Source organism: Aeromonas sp. 97A, assembly GCF_051919185.1.
Classification (GTDB): domain Bacteria; phylum Pseudomonadota; class Gammaproteobacteria; order Enterobacterales; family Aeromonadaceae; genus Aeromonas; species Aeromonas veronii.
In genome coordinates this window covers 4,145,143-4,163,789 of the sequence record NZ_JBQBFF010000001.1, presented here as the reverse complement: position 1 = coordinate 4,163,789, position 18,647 = coordinate 4,145,143, and the positions used below count along the sequence as shown (strand labels likewise).

Below are 18,647 nucleotides of genomic sequence, written 5' to 3'. Positions count from 1 at the left end.
TTATGTCAACCAGAGGATGATGTCATGACACTTTGCTTAATCCTGCTGGCGCTGTTACTGAGTGGCTGCAGCCCGGTCACAGAGTCAGAAGAAACACCCGCCCTGACCCGGGTGATCGCCCAGCCGCTGCAAGCCAGCGATCACTACCCGGTGCTGCACCGTTTCAATGGCCGGGTGATCGCTGCCGAACACAGCCAGATAGGCTTCGAGCTGGCAGGGCGGATCGCCACCCTGCACAAGGGACGCGGAGAGCCGGTAGCGGCCGGTGAGCTGCTCGCCACACTGGACACCCGGCTGCTGGCAGTGGAAGCCAAAGAGCTGGCCGCCCGGGCAGCCCAGAACGAGGCCGAGCTGACCCTTGCCCGACAGACGCTCGAACGACTCACCGCCCTGCGCCAGCAGCAGTTCAGCTCCCGACAGGCGCTGGATGAACAGCAAGGCAAAGTCCGCATGCTGGAGGCAAGCGCCAACCAGCTGGCCGCCGCCCTCGAAGCCAACCGGGTCACACAGGAAAAATCACAGCTGCGCGCCCCCTTCAACGGGATCGTAGTCAGCCGCGAGCAGGCATTGGGGGCCGTGGTGGCCGCAGGCCAGCCTCTCTTCTCCCTGACCCGCAGCGGCCAGTGGGAGGCCGATATCGGCGTGCCGGTGAAACAGGCCGAGACCCTGCTCGTCGGCCAACACTACCCCCTGCAAAGCGGGGAGCAATCACTGGAGGGGCGCCTGCTTAATCTGGGGGTACAAGTGGACGGGCAGACACACACCCGCACCGCCCGCTTCCAGCTGACCCGGGGCGGTGAACAGCTGGCAGAGGGACAACTGATCACCCTGCTGCATCAGACCCGCGAGCCCACCCGCGCCTACGAGGTACCGCTCACCGCGCTGACCCAGGGATTGCGCGGCAGCTGGACCCTCTATCTGCTCAATGACGAAACGCCACCCCGGGTGGTCAGTCGGGACGTCACCCTGCTGCAGCAAGATGGCGAGCGGGCCTGGATCAGTGGTGCCCTGAATGGACAGGAACAGCTGGTGACCGATGGCCTGCATAAACTGGTGCCGGGCCAGCAGGTCACCCTGACAACCAGCGTGGCTCATCAGGCAGGCCATCCGGAGCCACAGTCATGATCCGCCCGTTTATCGAGAATGGCCGCCTGCTGCTGCTGACGGTCGCGCTGCTGCTGACGGCCGCCCTTGCGGCATTGCAGACCCTGCCCAGAACCGAAGATCCCCAGCTCACCAGCCGCTTTGCCAGCGTGGTTACCCACTTCCCCGGGGCCAGCGCCGAGCGGGTGGAAGCGCTGGTGAGCGAGCCCATCGAGAACCGGCTGCGGGCCCAGAGCGAGATCAAGCTGATCGAGTCGAGCTCTCGCCCCGGCCTCTCCATCATCAATCTGGAGCTCAAGGATGAGGTCAGCGATGTCGAACCCGTCTGGTCCAGAGTCCGTGACCGGCTGGCAGATCTGGCCGCCGTGCTGCCAGCCGGCGCCAGTGCCCCCAAGCTGGATGACGAGAAGGGCTACCCCTTCACCCGGCTGGTCAATGTGGTCTGGCGCGGGCCGGGCCAGCCGCAGCTGGATCGCCTCGCCCGCTACAGCGCCGAGCTGGAACGCAGGGCTCGCCAGCTGCCGGGTACCGAATACGTCGAGCGGGTCGGGGCACCGCATGAGGAGATCGAGGTGCGGTTCGATCCCCTCGCCCTCAGTGCCAGCGGCATGAGTGGCGAACAGCTTGCCCAGGCGCTGAGTGGTGCCGATGCCAAGGTGGCCGCCGGGGAGCTGCAGGGCAGCCACAATCGCTTTCAGGTGGAGATCCGTGGCGCCCTCGATACCCTGGAGCGGATCCGCCAGATCCCGCTGCGTACCGGCGAGCAGGGCCAGACCCTGCGTCTTGGCGATCTGGCCGAGGTAAGACGTACCCTGCACCAGCCGGAGAGCCAGCTGGCCTTTGCCAATGGTGAACGGGCCGTGGTGGTCGGTCTGCGCATGGCACAGGATCACCGCATCGACCTCTGGTCGGCACGGGTCGATACCATGCTGGCCCAGCTGCAACAGGACTTGCCGGATAATATCGGCCTCGTCACCAGCTTCGATCAGCAGCGTTATACCGATCAGCGGCTCGACACCCTGCTCATCAACATTGTGCAGGGCTTCCTCATCATAGTGGCCGTGCTGCTGGTGACCTTGGGGGTCAAGGCTGCCATTATCGTGGCCCTGTCGCTGCCGCTTACCGTGGCGTTCTCTTTCGCCTGCATGAACCTGATCAATCTGCCCATTCACCAGATGTCGGTCACCGGTCTGGTGGTGGCGCTCGGGATCATGGTGGACAACGCCATCGTCATGGCGGATCGGGTGCAGTATCAGCGCCGCCGCGGCATGGCCATGAGTGCCGCCGCACTGGAAGCCATCGGCCACCTCTGGCTGCCACTGCTGGGCTCCACCCTCACCACCATGCTCGCCTTTATGCCGATCATTCTGATGCCGGGCCCGGCGGGCGAGTTTGTCGGCGGCATCGCCTGGGCGGTGATCTGCTCGCTGCTGGGATCCTACCTCATCGCCCACACCCTGGTGGCTGGCCTCGCAGCCCGCTGGATTGGCCGTGCTCAGGGGGGACGCTGGTATCAGGATGGCTTGCACCTGCCCCGGGTGAGCGCCCGTTTCCAGCAGAGCATCGCCATGGCGCTGGCTCACCCCTGGCGCACCCTGCTGCTGGTCAGTCTGCTGCCCCTGCTCGGTTTCTGGGTGGCGGGCCGCCTCACCGAACAGTTCTTTCCCCCTGCCGACCGGGACATGATCCACATCGAGGCCAGCCTCTCCCCACAGGCGAGCCTGGCACGCACCCGCGAGCTGGCACTGGGGGTTTCCGCCGAGCTGGCCAGTCTCCCCGAGCTGGTTCGACAGGATTGGGTGGTGGGCGACAACGCACCCAGCTTCTACTACAACCTGGTGCCCAGAAAACAGGGGCGGGCCGATTACGCTCAGGGGATGATCACCCTGCAGGATGCCGATGCTGCCGAGCGGCTCATTCCACAACTGCAGCAGCGACTCGATGCAACATTTCCCGAAGCGCAGATCCTGGTGCGCAAGCTGGAACAGGGGCCGCCTTTCAATGCCCCGGTCGAGCTGCGGCTGTTTGGCCCCGACCTTGAACAACTACACCGTCTGGGAGAGGAGCTGCGCAGTCTGCTCGCCAATACCCCGGCCGTAGTGCAGACCCGCGCCACCTTGCAGGCAGGGGCCCCCAAACTCTGGTTGCAGGTCGATGAGGAGGCCGCCCGACTGGCAGGCATGAGCCTGACCGATGTTGCCTCCCGGCTGGCGGGCGCACTGGATGGCAGGTTGGGCGGCACTGTGCTGGAAGGCACCGAGTCAATCCCGGTTCGGGTGCGACTGGCCGAGCCCTTGCGTCAGGATCCGGATGCGCTGCTCAATGTGCCGCTATCGCTCACCGGCACCGGCCAGCAAGGGGCTGCCAATCTCACCTTGCGGGCACTGGCCACTCCCGAGCTGCTGCCAAGCTGGGGGGAGATCAGCCGTCGGGATGGTGAGCGGGTCAATGTGCTGGAGGCCTATCTGGCGGTCGGCGTACTGCCGCAAACTGTGCTGGAGCAGGTCAAAGAGAGGCTGGCCGCCAAGGCGCTGGCATTGCCGCCGGGCTATCGACTGGAGTTTGGCGGGGAAGCCGCCAAGCGGGATGAATCGGTGGGAAATCTGATGGCCCATGTCAGCCTGGTCGCCGTGCTGCTGGTGGCCGTGCTGGTGCTCAGCTTCCACTCGTTCCGGCTGGCGGGCATCGTCACCCTGGTGGCGATCCAGTCGGCGGGGCTTGGGCTGCTGTGGGTCTGGCTGCTGGGGTACCCCTTCGGGTTTACGGTGATCATCGCCCTGCTGGGACTGATGGGGCTGGCCATCAACGCCGCCATCGTCATTCTGGCTGAGCTGAGGGCAGACCCGCTGGCACAACAGGGCAATCTGCCGCAGATCCGCGATCTGGTGGCCGGTTGCAGCCGCCACATCGTCTCGACCACCATCACCACGGTGGGCGGCTTCATCCCGCTATTGCTGGGGGGCGGCGGCTTCTGGCCACCCTTTGCCATCGCCATCGCCGGTGGCACAGCGCTGGCGACCCTGCTCTCGTTCTACTTTGTGCCGGTGGCGTTTGTGCTGTTCAACCGTCGCCGTCCTGACCTGATGCAGGAGAGCTGCAACGCGCCAGATCAGTTGTCGGGCTGACCCAGCATGGCTTTGAGCCGCTCTTCCAGAGTGGGCTCGGGGGCCTTGAGGGTCGCCATAAAGAGTTGCTCGATACCGGCCTTGTCCTGACTTTTCACGATAAACACCAGTCGGGACTGGGCCTTGCCCTCCGGCCAGTCGCCCAGCGCCTGCAGCGGATAGAGCTGGCCGTGGACGCCGTGGATCACCACCGGCTGGCTCTCTCCCTCCAGCTGCAAGATCCCCTTGAGGCGCAGCAGGGCATCGCCATATTGGGCCTGCACCGCATCGATGGCCGCCAGCAGGCGAGAGGGCTTGAGCGGCTCGCCGATACGCAGGGAGAAACTCTCGATGTTGCCGTGCTCGAAGTGGGTGGGGGCAGCTGTGCCTACCTTGGCGGCGAACGGTTGCATCTTCGGCTGCATCGGTGACGCCAGCCCCTGCTTGGGGGATTCGGTGCGCAGCCAAGCAAGGAGCTGGCGCATATCGCGCCCCGCCGCTTCGTTGTAGGCACCGAGCTTCTCCAGCACCGCTGGCGACAGTTCACCATTGGTCACCTGCTGGATCGGGGCCGCAGGATTGAGTGCAGCCAGCTGGGCTTCGACCCGTGCCAGCTGCTCGTCATCCACCAGATCGCCCTTGCTCACCACCAGCAGATCAGCCAGCGCCACCTGTTTGACCGCCTCATACTGGGCCGCCAACTGCTGCTCGATATGACCGGCATCCACCACGGTGACGGTGCCATCGAAGCGGTAGCGCTGGGCGATAAAGCCCTCTTCGCGCAGGGTAAAGAGCACGGGGGCCGGATCTGCCAGACCGGTGGTCTCGATAATCAGTCGCTTGAACGGTTTGATTTTGCGCTGGATGGCCTTCATAAAGAGCCCCTGCAGCGCCTCCACCAAGGAGCCCTGCACCGAGCAGCAGATGCAGCCGGAGTCGAGCAGCATCACCTGCTCATCCACCTGTTGCACCAGATGGTGATCCAGCCCCACCGAGCCGAACTCGTTGATCAGCACAGCGCACTCGCCAAGCTCGGGCTGCTTGACCCAGTGGTTGAGCAGAGTTGTCTTGCCGCTGCCGAGAAAGCCGGTCAGCAGGGTCACTGGGATACGGGTATCTTGCATATCGGTCATGTCAGATCCTTACCGGTTGGCAAACAGGTCGCTGAGCCAGCGGTTCTCAAAGCGGCCGTGGGGGTCGAGCTCGGCTTTCAACGCAACAAAGTCGTTCCAGCGCGGCAGCAGGGCCGGGAAGTCGTAGAGATCCATCGCCAGATGTTTGCCGAAATGGGGAATGCCGCCGAGCGGCGCCAGCAGTTGTTGCAGCTCGTGCATCTGCTCCATGGAGCCGTTGACGAAGGTGCCGTCCGCCGCCAGATAGACCAGAAAACCGATCCAGCAGACCGGCTGGCCGTAAGCGGCACTGAGCCAGGCCTCGGAAGGGCCGGTGCAACGCAGGATAAAGGGGTAGTGCAACACGCCGGGGTTGGCCTGCTGCCACGCTTGCAGAGTCTCCAGCGCCTCGTTCATGCGATGAAGCGGCACCGCCACCTCACAGTTGATCTGAGGTGCCGGGATCCCCTTGCAGAGAATTTGGTAGACGTTGCCCACCAGATCGGAGGCATCCTTGAAGCGGCGCACCGTCTCGAAGTGCTCCCCCGCCAAGGCCTCATCCTTGGTGTCTTTCGCCATCTTCTGCAAAGTGGCATCAATGGTGGCATTCATGCGGGCGTCGATATCGCCATCCAGCAGCAGCGGCTCGCTGCCACCGACACGATAGCGGGCCACCTCCTCATCAGAGGCAGGGTCCACCAACCAGATGTGGCTCTCGCCGGTCCAGGCAAACCACCAGCTCTTCACAAAGCCGTGCTCGCGGTTGAGCCGCTCGTTGTGCTCCAAGAGGAAGGAGTAATCTGTGGTGAACTTGGTGCAGCGCATAATGCGGTTGGGCACGGTACGCAAGGTGACGTCGAGCAGGATGCCGAGCATCCCCATCCCCATCACGAAGGCGCCGAAGCGCGGGTCACTGCGATCCACCCGGATGATGTCGCCATTGGCCAGCATCACGGTCAGGGCCTCCACCGCATCGCAGAGGGCAGACTGGTGCAGCCCCTGACCGTGGGTGCCGGTGCTGAGGGCGCCGCCCAGGGTCTGGATGCCGATAACGCCCGGGGATGCGGGCAGCATCCGCTCCATGGCGATCAGCTCGGCATAAACGGTATCGAGCGGCGTCCCCGCCTGATAGGTCACGGTATCGGCCGTTTTCGCCAGCTGGCCGCGCAGGTGGTGCAAGTCCACCAGCAGCGCCTGACTGCCCTCGGCATAGACGCTATGGATGGGTTCAAAAGAGAGGCCGGAACCGATAAGGCGCAGCTTGCGCTCGGGGTGTTCCCGCAGCAGCGCTTGCAGCTCGTCGCGGGTTTTCGGGCGCCACACCTGATCCAGCGCCCCGAGGGGATTGGTTCTCGACCAGTTGAACAGCACCTCCCGATTACCGATCGCCTTGATGCTGTGAAATGCCTGGAACTGAACCGTCATACCGCGCCTCATCTTTTACTGACGTCAAAATGAGCGCCGATTCTACCGAAAAGTGAGCCACAAGGCATGGAAAACAAGCCCCTGCAGTCGAGGGGGGATAGGGATATAGCACTTCCCTACCCTGCCAGACGGGAGCGTGGCCGCCCGTCTGTCACCGATAGATCAGGTGGCGTTCGGGATGCCTCGCACCCCATCTGGCTGGCGGGTCTGTGCCTCTTCCGGCAGCAGCTCCTCACAGAACTGGCGCAGCGGCATGGGGCGGGCAAACAGGTACCCCTGCAGATAATCGACCCCTTTGGCCCTGAGGTAGTCAGCCTGACGCTCACTCTCCACCCCTTCCGCCACCAGCGCCAGACCGAGCCGGGTCGCCAGATCGATCACGTTGTCCACGATATGTTCCGAGAGCGACTCGGTACCGATGCGGGCGATAAAGGATTTGTCGATCTTGAGGTAATCCACATGAAACTGCTGCAGGTAAGCCAGGCTGGAGTGGCCGGTACCAAAGTCGTCGATGGCGAGTTTGACCCCCATCTCGTCCAGCTGGCGGAACAGGGAGAGGGTCTGGGGATCTGACATCAGCAGCTCCCGCTCGGTCAGTTCCAGCACCAGTACCACCTTGCCGGGAACAAAGTGACCGAGGAAGGCGCGACACTCGGCCAGCAGGGCAAAATCGTGGCAATGGGCGGCGCTGATGTTGAAGCTGATATGAAACCCGTCGGGCAACTGCTCCTGAGAGCGGTTCAACCGTGTCGCCACCTGCTTCATGATATGGGTGGTCATGGGGACGATCAGTCCCGACTCTTCCGCTTGCGGGATAAAGAGATCGGGCCGGATCACCCCTTCATTGACATGCTCCCAGCGCATCAGCACCTCGGCGCCCATCATCTTGCCGTCGTGGCTGGCAATCAGCGGCTGCAGGTAGGGAACAAACTCCCTGGCTCGCAGGGCCCGTCGCAATTCATCTGTTGGCGAGCCGGGACGCCCCAGCACCCACCACACCAGCCAGGCCAGCAAAAGCGAGGAAACCGCCAGCCACGACAGCGCCACGTGCCGCGCGGCCCACAGCGACTTCCAGTAGACCGGCATGGCATAACCGGCATGGATGGTGAAAGGATAATGGGATGAGGTGAGGGCCTGGCTGATCCCGCGATGGAGGGTGGGCGCCTCGCTCAGATAGCGGCCAGACTCATTGAGCCAGGCCGATCCCACCTGCAGATAGAGCGCACTGGATTTTCCACTCATGGAGAGCATGAAGCTGAGCTGGGTACTGTCGATGGCACTCAAGGCGGCATCCTTGCCCTGTTCGGTGCGCACCACCAGCAGCGGGTGATTTTGCCGCACCCGGTTGCCACTCATCAGCAACAGCTTGCGGCCGGTGTAGATGGAGCCGTCATCGGCATCATTGGCCTCACCAAACAGCGAAGTGCAATTGATGATGCCGTTTCGCACCAGATTGACCGAACGCAGGAAGGGCTCGATTGCGACCTTCTTGCGCAGCACCAGCAGGTTGTCGCGACAGGGAGCATTCACCAGAGGCAGCACAGAGCGATTGGCCTGCTCCGCATGATCCAGCATCGACTCCATCAGGGTTCTGGCCTTGTGGGCCGAGGCACTGGATTCCGCTTTCAGCTCCTGCACATAATTGCTGTGGATGAGCCAAGCTCCCACCAGCAGCGGCAGGGTAAAGACCAGCAAGGCACCGCCGAAGCGTAACCCGGTTCGGGAGAGATCGATCCTGAACAGAAACATAAAGAACCACGCCGCAATTCGTCAGGCCTGCCAACGCAAGCACCCAGTGAACAGATATCCACTTTCCCTCGATAACGATGCCTCATCATTACCGCACATAACCGAACAACATAACCCAAAGCGTTTATAAAACGAACCACCAAACAGGTGGTTGGATCTCTCTAGCAAGGATCGTGCAAACAATCTTCAAAAAAGACGGTGAATAACACACAAATAAATAATGCCGCGTAAATACGCGGCATTATTGGCTTCTTATCGTGCAAATCGCGCAAGAACTCCGTTAAACGGCTTGTTGCAGGATCACCGCATCGGCCTTCTTGGTGTAGGAGGCGATCTCGTTGAAGTTGAGGTAGCGGTAAGTATCTGCCGCAGTGGCATCCAGCGCCTTGGCGTACTGCAGGTACTCCGCCACAGTCGGGATCTTGCCGAGGATGGCGGCAACGGCGGCCAGCTCCGCAGAGGCCAGATAGACGTTGGCACCTTTACCCAGACGGTTCGGGAAGTTACGGGTGGAGGTGGAGACCACGGAGGCCCCTTCCGCTACCCGCGCCTGGTTGCCCATGCAGAGGGAGCAGCCTGGGATCTCGATGCGGGCACCAACGCGACCAAAGATGCCGTAGTAGCCCTCTTCGGTCAGCTGATCCTTGTCCATCTTGGTGGGCGGTGCGATCCACATGCGGGTCGGCAGCTCGCCCTGATACTTCTCGAGCAGTTTACCGGCGGCGCGGAAGTGACCGATGTTGGTCATGCACGAACCGATGAACACCTCGTCGATCTTGTCGCCAGCCACGTCGCTCAGCAGACGGGCATCGTCCGGATCGTTCGGCGCACAGAGGATCGGCTCCTTGATGGTGGCCAGGTCGATCTCGATGATTTCGGCGTACTCGGCATCCTTGTCAGCTTCCATCAGGGTCGGGTTGGCCAGCCACTCTTCCATCCCCTTGATGCGACGGGTGATGGTACGCGGGTCACCGTAACCTTCGGAGAGCATCCATTTCAGCATCACGATGTTGGACTTCAGATACTCAATGATCGGCTCTTTATCCAGCTTGATGGTGCAACCGGCAGCGGAGCGCTCAGCGCTGGCATCAGCCAGTTCGAACGCCTGCTCCACCTTCAGGGTCGGCAGACCTTCGATCTCGACGATGCGGCCGGAGAAGATGTTCTTCTTGCCCGCTTTCTCGACGGTCAGCAGCCCTTTCTGGATGGCGGCGTAGGGGATGGCATGAACCAGATCACGCAGGGTGATGCCCGGCTGCAGCTCGCCCTTGAAGCGCACCAGCACGGACTCCGGCATATCCAGCGGCATCACGCCGGTAGCAGCGGCGAAAGCCACCAGACCGGAGCCCGCCGGGAAGGAGATACCGATGGGGAAACGGGTGTGGGAGTCACCACCGGTACCCACGGTATCCGGCAGCAGCATGCGGTTCAGCCAGGAGTGGATGACGCCGTCACCCGGACGCAAGCTCACACCGCCGCGGTTCATGATGAAGTCCGGCAGGGTGTGGTGGGTCTGTACGTCGATGGGCTTCGGATAGGCTGCGGTGTGGCAGAAGGACTGCATGGTCAGATCGGCGGAGAAGCCGAGGCAGGCCAGATCTTTGAGCTCGTCGCGGGTCATCGGGCCCGTGGTGTCCTGAGAGCCGACCGTGGTCATCTTGGGCTCGCAGTAAGTGCCTGGGCGAATGCCCTTCACGCCGCACGCCTTGCCCACCATCTTCTGGGCCAGGGTGAAGCCTTTACCGGTATCGGCCACCGGCTGCGGGCGACGGAATACGGTGGAGAACGGCAGCCCCAGCGCTTCGCGGGCCTTGTCGGTCAGGCCGCGGCCGATGATCAGCGGGATACGGCCACCGGCGCGCACTTCGTCGATCAGTACATCGGTTTTCAATTCAAACTGTGCCAGCACCTGTTCGGTGCCGTGTTTGCAGATCTTGCCGGCATAGGGGTAGATGTCGATTACATCGCCCATTTCCAGCTTGGAGACGTCCACTTCGATAGGCAGAGCGCCGGCATCTTCCATGGTGTTGAAGAAGATCGGGGCAATCTTGCCACCCAGACAGACACCGCCAGCGCGCTTGTTCGGCACGAACGGAATGTCGTCGCCCATAAACCAGAGCACCGAGTTGGTGGCGGATTTACGGGAAGAACCGGTACCGACCACGTCACCCACATAGGCCAGCGGGAAGCCTTTCTCTTTCAGGGCATCGATGGTCTTGATGGGGCCGACGGCGCCATCCTTGTCCGGAGTAATGCCGGGACGGGCGTTTTTCAGCATCGCCAGGGCGTGCAGCGGAATGTCCGGGCGGGACCAGGCGTCCGGTGCCGGAGAGAGGTCGTCGGTGTTGGTTTCGCCGGTCACCTTGAACACGGTGACAGTGATCTTCTCGGCCAACTCCGGGCGGGAGAGGAACCACTCGGCATCAGCCCAGGACTGCATCACCTGTTTGGCGTGGACATTGCCCGCCTTGGCCTTCTCTTCCACGTCGTGGAAGGAGTCAAACATCAGCAGGGTATGGGAGAGCCCCTTAGCGGCAAGCGGCGCCAGGGTGGCGTGATCCAGCAGGTCGATCAGCGGCTGAATGTTGTAACCACCCTGCATGGTGCCCAGCAGCTCGACAGCTTCGGCGGCAGTCAGGATGGGAGAGTGGGCTTCGCCCTTGGCGACGGCGGTGAGGAAACCGGCTTTGACATAGGCCGCTTCATCAACACCGGGGGGAATACGGGAGGACAACAGCTCTTTCAGAAAGTCTTGTTCGCCAGCGGGCGGGTTCTTGAGCAGCTCAACCAGGGCGGCGACCTGCTCTGCATCCAGAGGTTTGGCAACCACGCCCTCGGCGGCACGTTCTGCGACGTGTTTACGGTATGTTTCAAGCACGACTAATTCCTCTTTGGTCTTTTTTTGGGGTTCGCCCACGCTCGCGGCGATCGTCCTTGCGGGACACCCCGTAGGGTGCTCCCCACTATATAAGTTTTAACGACTAATTAAAATCCAAACCCTGTTTACTTATTCACCACAAAATCGTAACCAATTAAACAGACTGGTATTTTTTGAAAATTAATTGAACGCCCTCAACCAGAGTTAACAAATTGGCATCATTTCGGCATTATTCGAACGTACTGCCCAATTGCAGATAGAAGACGTCATTGCCCCCCTCCGCCATGCCGTAGCCGAGGAACACAGGGCCGAGGAAGCTCTCCACCCCGACATAAACCGACCCGGCGGTGAAGGAGCTCTCCAGACTGATATCCTCACCCTTGTTCCAGACCCCGCCCTGCTCCAGAGATCCACCCAGATAGAGCGGCATTTTGAGGGCACCGAAGTCGTTGTCCGCCACCCGATAGATGTAACGCAGGCCACCAAACAGGCTGTAGCGACCGCTCAGCTGGTAGCGCTGGAAACCTGAGAGGCGGAACAGCCCGCCCAGATCCTGAATATGCAGTGGCACCACCTCTTCACTGCCCGAGCCACCCCCTTCGAGGATCAGGTTGAGGCTGTGCCTGTCCCATGACCAGGGCTTGATCATCGAGAGCTGATAATTCCAGCCTTCACTGCGGCCATCTGCCGACTCGAGTCCATCCACACTGACGTGGGAGTGGCCCAGTTTCATGTCCCATTTCACCCCCTGATAGGGGAAATAGCGGCTATCCAGATTGTCGTGTTCAAAGCGGACATAGGGGCCCCACGCCGTGGCATCCATCTCCAGCCCCTTGAAGTTCTTCACATCAATCGTGCCCAGTTGTCCCTCCAGCCCCATCGACAACCTGCTCCAGGGCTGGCGGTTCCAGCCCACCGCCAGATCACCGCTGAAGAAGGAGTATTCGGAGTCGAGATAGCTTATCGAAACCGCCTCGGGATCCGGATTGGGGAAAAACAGGCGGCGCAGGGTCTGGTCATAGGCCAGACTCGCCTCACCATAGAAGGTCTGGGAGGGTTCGAGCGGGGTATAGAAGTCGGTCTTGATATGTTTGGCCGTGCCCAGCGACGCCTCGGTCAGCCACTCCGCCCCCCACTCATTGACGTTAGTGAGGGTATAGGACATGCCGACGTTGTAGTTGGAGGTGTTCTCGAAGTCATCGGTGAAACCGAACTGGAAGTTGAGGTAGCCCGGCCCCCAGTTCTTCTCGCTGGCATCCACCAGCAGCACGTTTTCCCCGTCACGCTCCTCCACCTCGTAGGTGATGCGGTCGAACGACTCAAGGGCATAGAGGCGGCGAATACCCGCTTCCAGACTCTCATTGGTCTGTACCTTGTCCGGACGCACTTTCAGCATGGCGCGCACCGTCTCGTCGGAGAGGCGCGACTTGTTGATGATCTCCACCTTGTCGATGAAGTAGGCGGGCTGACCGCTACGCTCGGCACGGCGGCTCAGCTTCTGGTTGCGATAGGCGTTGTACTGCGCCTTGGTGAGCGACAGCTTATCGAGTTGCAGCGACACCTTGTCAGCCGCCGTCTCACCGATCTTGATCCCCTCCGGCATCCGGGCAAAGTCGGCGATCCCCATATCGCCAAACTCGGGGGCGATCAGAATATCCTTCGGTCCCATCAGCGCCTTCTGCTTGTCGGTGCCCACCTGGGTCATGTAGGTGGTGAGCTGGTCGATCATAGCCAACCCTGACTTGAGGGATTCACGGGTACGCAGCTTGGCACCGATATCCACCGCGATCACCACGTCGGCCCCCATCGCCTTGGCGACATCCACCGGCATGTTGTTGACGCTGCCGCCGTCCGCCAGGATGTGCCCCTCCCACTCCACCGGCTTGAGGGCGCCGGGAATGGACATGGAGGCCTGCATCGCCTTGGCCAGGCTGCCGTGATCCAGCACAAAGGGGGTGACCGTCTCCATGTCGGTCGCCATGGCGCGGTAGGGAATGGGGAGATCGTCGAAACTCGCCTGCACCGGCAGGTTGGAGGTGGCCCCCCGTAGCAGGCTGGCCATGGATTGGCCCTGGAAGAAACCGTCCGGCAGCTGGGTGGTGTCGCCATTCACCCCGATGTCGGTGCGCAGCTGATACTGCTCGTTCTGCTGCTTTTTGCGCAACGACAGTTCGTCGCGGCCCACCTTGTCCTGATACCCCTTGTTCCAGTCGATGGCCAAAGTGGTGCGCTCCACCTCCTCGGCACTGAGCCCCATGGCGTACATCCCCGCCACATAAGAGCCCATGCTGGTGCCGACTATGATGTCGACCGGAATCCGTTTCTGCTCCAGTACCTTGAGGATGCCGATATGGGCCGATCCCTTGGCGCCGCCGCCGCTGAGCACCACCGCAATTTTCGGGCGATCCCCCTGTGCCGCCACAGCCAGCAGCGGCATCGCCGCCAGCATCACCAAAAGCAGACGGGTCCATCCCGCACCTAAGCTGCGCATCATATTTTCCATATTATTCAGAGGGTCAGTCACCAAGGATGGCCTCTACTATAAGGGGCCCGGCAGTTAGCGCAACCGTCAATCCGCATCCCGCCTGTGCTGCATGGCGAAGGGGCACGCCGCCGCCCCTGTGAGCGCAAACGTAATCCGCAAATAAAGGGCTGCAAGCCTCATGGGTAGCGCCGCGCTGCCGCTAATATGAGCGTCGTCAATCTCAACCTTTTGAGCACCTTTATGCTGGCAACCCTCACTCTTAAACAGAAAATACTGGCCACGGTCACCCTGGCCGTGGTCGTCTCCTGCCTGCTGGTAGGCTACTTCAGCCAACGCTCGGCCCAGCAACTGATCGAAAACCGGATGTTCGAACAGGAGCTCCCCAACCTGACCCAGCGGATCAGCAAGGAGATTGAACAGGATCTCCACGGCATCGCCCAGGCCGCACGCCAACTGGCCACCGACCGCTTCATCCTCGACTGGGTGGATCGGGGCATGCCCAAAGAGCAGGAGCCGATCCTCATCAACCAGCTCAAGGATGTGGCCAACCAGTACAGACTGGTGACCGCCTCCTTCGCCGATCGCCAGACCGCCGCCTACTACAACCAGGATGGCTTTCTGCGCAACCTGACCCCGACACAGGACGCCTGGTTCTATGACTACACCAAGAGCCAGAAGGAGATGACCCTCAGCATCTTCCGCGAGAGCAACGGCGAGGTGAAGCTGTTCGTCAACTTCCAGCAGCTCAACGGGCGCGGGCTGGCCGGCTTTGCCAAATCCCTCGATACCATGGTGACCATGGTCTCCAACTTCCGGCTGGAAGAGAGCGGCATCGTCTTTATGGTCGATGGCAGCGGCAAGGTGAAGCTGCACCCCGAGGCCAACCGTATTGAACGCGATACCTTGGGCGGCATCGCCAGCGGTGATACCGGCAGCCTGCTGGCCAAACGCCCCTTTGCCGTTATCAACGCCGAGGTAAATGGCGAGCCCATGGTACTGGCCAGCAGCTATATCCCGCTGCTCGACTGGTATCTGGTGGCCCAGGTGCCAGAAGCCGAGATCTATGCCGAGCTGGATCAGACCCGCAACGAGATCCTGATGATCTCGCTGGTGATTGCGCTCGCCATGGGGCTGATGGGGATGCTGCTGGCAGGCTCGGTCAGCCGCCCGCTCAACGAGCTGGCCCGCCTGTTCAAGGAGCTGGGCAGCGGCGATGGGGATCTCACCCAGCGCCTGAAAGTGGAGGGGCGTGACGAACTGAGTCAGGTCGCCACCGGCTTCAACAACTTCGTCGCCAAGATCCACGGCTCCATCGAGCAGGTGGCGGAGAACTCCCGCCAGCTCGCGGCCACCGCCAACGAGGTGGCCAACAAGGCGCAGCTGACCCAGCACAACTGTACTGCCCAGCGTGACCGCACTGTGCAGGTGGCCACCGCTATCCATGAAATGGGGGCCACGGTGAGCGAGATCGCCGGTAACGCTTCGCTGGCAGCCGAAGTAGCCAGACAGGCCAACGATCAGGCCGATGCGGGTGCGGTAGTGGTGGCGCAGGCACGCCACGGCATCGTCGACCTCTCCGGCGAGATTGAGCAGGTGGCAGGGGTTATCGAGTCGCTGGCGAGCCAGACCGACTCCATCGGCAGCATCCTCGAAACCATCCGCAGTATCTCGGAGCAGACCAACCTGCTGGCATTGAACGCCGCCATCGAGGCCGCTCGCGCCGGTGAACAGGGTCGAGGTTTCGCCGTGGTGGCAGATGAAGTGCGCAATCTGGCCAACCGCTCCGCCGCCTCGACTGCCGAGATCCAGGGGATGATCAACCGCTTGCAGGAGCAGAGTGCCCGCGCGGTCAGCGCCATGGCACAGGGACGCAACCAGAGTCTGGAGGTGGTGAGCCAGGCCGATGAGGCCAACGCCGCCCTCGGCCAGATCACCGCCCACATCACCCAGATCAACGACATGAATATCCAGGTCGCCACCGCCACCGAGGAGCAATCCAGCGTGGTCGGCGAGATCAACCGCAACGTAGAAGACATCAACCAGCTCACCATGGAGACAGCCGATATCGCCCACCAGCTGACCGAGTCCAGCCGCAGCCTGCAGCAGCTCTCCGGTCAGCTGGACAAGCTGGTTGGCAACTTCCGACTCTGACCCCGACCTTGACCTGAGTCCTCAACAACAGAGAGCGCCGTGGCGCTCTCTGTTGTTTTGGTGGCGGCTAATCCGGCATAGCCGTCAGCCCTTGCCATCCCGTTTGCGCTGATACATCAGCTCATCTGCCCGGGTGAGCAGCGCGGCCAGAGAGACACAGCCGCGCCCGTCGTAGCAGACAATCCCGGTGCTGCAGGTCAGCGCATAGCCGCAACCACTGCGCTGATTGTGCTCGACCAACATGGCATTGAAACGCTCATAGGCCAGTTGTGCCTGCGCCTCCACCACATTGGGCAGCAGGACGGCGAACTCATCGCCGCCCATGCGGGCAAACACGTCTGCGCCCCGAAAAGCCTGCTTGAGCAGAGTGGCAAAGGCGATCAGGGTCCGATCCCCTTCTGCATGCCCCCACCGATCATGATCCCCTTGAAGCCATTGAGATCCAGATAGAGCAGCGCCAGCGGCATCTGCAAGCGACTGGCCAGCGAGAGGCTCTTCTCCGCCAGCATCACGAACCCGCGCCGATTGGAGATCAGGGTCAACTCATCAATGGTGGCCAGCTGCACCGCTTCGAGCTCCCGCACCACCATCGCAGCCAGATCCTTGAGCAGCCCCACATCCTCATCGCTCAATTCCCGCGGCACCGTATCGATGATGCAGAGTGTCCCAAGTTTGCAGCCGTTGGCGATCCGCAGTGGCTGTCCAGCATAGAAGCGGATGCCGGGCCCACCCACCACCAGCGGATTGTCGGCAAAGCGGGGATCCTGCGAAGCATCCGGCACGATGAAGGTCTCATTACCCATGATGGCGTGGCCACAGAACGAGATGTCCCGGGCGGTCTCGCGGACCTCCAGTCCGATACAGGATTTGAACCACTGGCGATCTTCATCCACCAGACTCACCAGCGCGATGGGGACATTGAACACCCGTCGGGCCATGCGGGTCAGCCGGTCAAACCGCTCCTCGGCCTCGGAATCCAGCAAAGATAGCCGCTGCAGGGTCTCCAACCGCAATGCCTCATCAGGTGGAATGGGTGCTTCTAGCATTATGCCTCTCTCGTCAGTGCCAAACCTATCTTTAGCATATTGGGCTTTGTCGAAGCCGGGGCAGCAAGGAGAAAACAAAAAGCCGCTCATTCGAGCGGCTTTTTAGACAAGCGGGGAAGAAAATTACTTTTTCTTCTTGGCCTTGGCGTTCGGCAGGTCGGTGATGGAGCCTTCGAACACTTCGGCAGCCAGACCCACGGACTCGTGCAGAGTCGGGTGAGCGTGGATGGTCAGCGCGATATCTTCGGCGTCCGCACCCATCTCGATGGCCAGACCGATTTCACCCAGCAGTTCACCACCATTGGTACCGACGATGGCACCACCAATGACGCGGCCGCTCTCCTTGTCGAAGATCAGCTTGGTCATACCGTCGGAGCAGTCGGACGCAATGGCGCGGCCGGAAGCAGCCCACGGGAAGGTGGCGACTTCGAAGTTCAGGCCCTGTTGCTTTGCTTCCTTCTCGGTCAGACCAACCCATGCCATCTCTGGCTCGGTGTAGGCGATGGACGGGATCACTTTCGGGTCGAAGTAGTGCTTCTTGCCGGCGATCACTTCGGCGGCAACGTGACCTTCGTGAACACCTTTGTGTGCCAGCATCGGCTGGCCAACGATGTCACCGATGGCGTGGATGTGCGCCACGTTGGTACGCAGCTGCTTGTCCACCTCGATGAAACCGCGCTCGGTCACGGCAACGCCTGCCTTCTCGGCATCCAGCATCTTGCCGTTCGGCACACGACCTACGGCAACCAGCACGTTGTCGTAACGAACCGGCTCGGCCGGAGCGTGCTTGCCTTCATAGGAGACGTACAGGCCGTCTTCGCGCGCTTCAACTGCGGTGACCTTGGTCTCCAGCATGATATTGAATTTCTTGGCGACGCGCTTGGTGTAGATCTTGACGATGTCTTTGTCGGCAGCCGGAACCAGCTGGTCGGCAAATTCCACCACGTCGATCTCGGAACCCAGAGAGGAGTAAACGGTACCCATCTCCAGACCGATGATGCCGCCACCGATAACCAGCAGTTTGCCGGGAACGGTTTTCAGCTCCAGCGCATCGGTAGAGTCCCATACGCGCGGGTCATCGTGGGGGATGAACGGCAGTTTCACCGGACGGGAACCGGCCGCGATGATGGCGTTGTCGAAGGTCACGGTAGTCTTGCCGTCTGCACCTTCCACTTCAAGGGTGTTCGGGCCGGTAAATTTACCCAAGCCGTTAACAACCTGAACTTTACGCATCTTGGCCATGCCAGCCAGACCGCCGGTCAACTGGTTGATAACCTTCTCTTTCCACAGACGGATCTTGTCGATGTCGGTCTGCGGGGCACCGAAGACGATGCCGTGCTCGGCCAGCGCCTTGGCTTCTTCAATCACTTTGGCAACGTGCAGCAGCGCCTTGGAGGGGATGCAGCCCACGTTCAGGCAGACGCCACCCAGGGTGGAGTAACGCTCGACGATAATAGTATCCAGACCCAGATCGGCTGCACGGAAAGCAGCGGAATAACCGGCAGGGCCAGCACCCAGTACTACGACCTGGGTTTTGATTTCTTTACTCATCATGACCTCTTTGTCGTTCTTATATCCCCGGACAGCGCAGTC

At 61.5% G+C, this 18,647-nt stretch carries 9 protein-coding genes and 1 pseudogene; 3 read left to right on the top strand and 7 right to left on the bottom strand.

Going from position 1 to position 18,647, the window contains the following annotated elements:
- Nucleotides 1-24: 24 nt before the first annotated feature.
- Entirely contained in the window at nt 25-1,125 is a 1,101-nt protein-coding gene (locus ACTG27_RS19055) for an efflux RND transporter periplasmic adaptor subunit (RefSeq protein ID WP_257686559.1), read from the top strand.
- Complete coding sequence (locus tag ACTG27_RS19050; RefSeq protein ID WP_439980189.1) at nt 1,122-4,229, top strand: efflux RND transporter permease subunit; 3,108 nt, start codon at nt 1,122-1,124, stop codon at nt 4,227-4,229. The genes ACTG27_RS19055 and ACTG27_RS19050 overlap by 4 nt, the downstream gene beginning before the upstream one ends.
- Here ACTG27_RS19050 and ACTG27_RS19045 read toward each other — a convergent pair.
- The 5 genes from ACTG27_RS19045 to ACTG27_RS19025 form a co-directional block, all read right to left on the bottom strand.
- Nucleotides 4,214-5,341 (bottom strand): CobW family GTP-binding protein, encoded by a 1,128-nt coding sequence (locus tag ACTG27_RS19045; protein ID WP_335820103.1) that lies wholly within the window; start codon nt 5,339-5,341, stop codon nt 4,214-4,216. The genes ACTG27_RS19050 and ACTG27_RS19045 overlap by 16 nt on opposite strands.
- 9 nt (nt 5,342-5,350) lie before the next feature.
- On the bottom strand, nt 5,351-6,745 hold the full coding sequence (locus ACTG27_RS19040; protein WP_439980187.1) for a D-arabinono-1,4-lactone oxidase: 1,395 nt from the start codon (nt 6,743-6,745) through the stop codon (nt 5,351-5,353).
- A 162-nt stretch (nt 6,746-6,907) separates the two neighbouring features.
- Nucleotides 6,908-8,494 (bottom strand): EAL domain-containing protein, encoded by a 1,587-nt coding sequence (locus tag ACTG27_RS19035; protein WP_088868335.1) that lies wholly within the window; start codon nt 8,492-8,494, stop codon nt 6,908-6,910.
- Nucleotides 8,495-8,774: 280 nt separating this feature from the next.
- Nucleotides 8,775-11,372 (bottom strand): bifunctional aconitate hydratase 2/2-methylisocitrate dehydratase, encoded by a 2,598-nt coding sequence (gene acnB, locus ACTG27_RS19030; RefSeq protein ID WP_439980186.1) that lies wholly within the window; start codon nt 11,370-11,372, stop codon nt 8,775-8,777.
- Between the two features lie 229 nt (nt 11,373-11,601).
- Complete coding sequence (locus ACTG27_RS19025) at nt 11,602-13,863, bottom strand: patatin-like phospholipase family protein (protein ID WP_439980542.1); 2,262 nt, start codon at nt 13,861-13,863, stop codon at nt 11,602-11,604.
- Nucleotides 13,864-14,097: 234 nt separating this feature from the next.
- Between ACTG27_RS19025 and ACTG27_RS19020 the strand changes: the two genes are divergently transcribed.
- Nucleotides 14,098-16,008 carry a methyl-accepting chemotaxis protein gene (locus ACTG27_RS19020; protein WP_439980185.1) on the top strand — a complete coding sequence of 637 codons (1,911 nt, stop codon included), beginning with the start codon at nt 14,098-14,100 and terminating at the stop codon, nt 16,006-16,008.
- Between the two features lie 84 nt (nt 16,009-16,092).
- Here the strand turns inward: ACTG27_RS19020 and ACTG27_RS19015 are convergent.
- A pseudogene (locus tag ACTG27_RS19015) lies at nt 16,093-17,054 on the bottom strand (sensor domain-containing diguanylate cyclase).
- A 123-nt stretch (nt 17,055-17,177) separates the two neighbouring features.
- Nucleotides 17,178-18,605, bottom strand: a complete 1,428-nt coding sequence (gene lpdA, locus ACTG27_RS19010) for a dihydrolipoyl dehydrogenase (protein ID WP_005336123.1) — start codon at nt 18,603-18,605, stop codon at nt 17,178-17,180.
- Between the last annotated feature and the right edge of the window lie 42 nt (nt 18,606-18,647).

Excerpts from the sequence above, each read along its gene's own strand:
- lpdA (WP_005336123.1), bottom strand. The coding sequence starts at position 18,605 with ATGAGTAAAGAAATCAAAACCCAGGTCGTAGTACTGGGTGCTGGCCCT.
- ACTG27_RS19035 (WP_088868335.1), bottom strand. The coding sequence starts at position 8,494 with ATGTTTCTGTTCAGGATCGATCTCTCCCGAACCGGGTTACGCTTCGGC.
- ACTG27_RS19055 (WP_257686559.1), top strand. The coding sequence starts at position 25 with ATGACACTTTGCTTAATCCTGCTGGCGCTGTTACTGAGTGGCTGCAGC.
- ACTG27_RS19025 (WP_439980542.1), bottom strand. The coding sequence starts at position 13,863 with ATGCGCAGCTTAGGTGCGGGATGGACCCGTCTGCTTTTGGTGATGCTG.
- ACTG27_RS19020 (WP_439980185.1), top strand. The coding sequence starts at position 14,098 with ATGCTGGCAACCCTCACTCTTAAACAGAAAATACTGGCCACGGTCACC.
- ACTG27_RS19040 (WP_439980187.1), bottom strand. The coding sequence starts at position 6,745 with ATGACGGTTCAGTTCCAGGCATTTCACAGCATCAAGGCGATCGGTAAT.
- ACTG27_RS19050 (WP_439980189.1), top strand. The coding sequence starts at position 1,122 with ATGATCCGCCCGTTTATCGAGAATGGCCGCCTGCTGCTGCTGACGGTC.
- ACTG27_RS19045 (WP_335820103.1), bottom strand. The coding sequence starts at position 5,341 with ATGACCGATATGCAAGATACCCGTATCCCAGTGACCCTGCTGACCGGC.